Annotated in this window: 1 protein-coding gene; it reads right to left on the bottom strand. The window is 50.3% G+C overall.

Annotated features, from left to right (window positions below; all coding sequences use genetic code 11):
• The coding region (locus E1189_RS00225; protein ID WP_155158150.1) for a hypothetical protein at positions 1-314 on the bottom strand (314 nt) is incomplete at its 3' end.
• Positions 315-328 lie beyond the last annotated feature (14 nt).

Below are 328 nucleotides of genomic sequence, written 5' to 3'. Positions count from 1 at the left end.
CGTGGATCATGGCCAACAGTCTGAAAAACTCTTTTATAACTGAGGCATGGCGCAGGAAACTGCTCATAGTTTGTCCTGCCATCCAGTGTTTTTTTGACAGACTGTGGCAACTGGGCCTGCGTATCCATAACACCTGCAGGCTGAGTACTTTCCTCCGGCGCCTTCTGGCAATAGCTGGCAACAGGCTGCTTTAAAACATCCAGGAGTTCCTGCCAGCAGGCAGGCCAGTTGATCCCGGTTTCAAAGTCCATAGCCTTCATTCGTTTCGCTGCTTCTGCCAGATAAGGTTGATTAGCTGTTATCGCCAAAGTCATGGTCTGAACCGCGT

This window comes from Parendozoicomonas verongulae (genome assembly GCF_009711465.1).
Taxonomy (GTDB): domain Bacteria; phylum Pseudomonadota; class Gammaproteobacteria; order Pseudomonadales; family Endozoicomonadaceae; genus Sansalvadorimonas; species Sansalvadorimonas verongulae.
The sequence above is the reverse complement of the archived record's forward strand: the minus strand, read 5'-3'. Positions and strand labels throughout refer to the sequence as shown.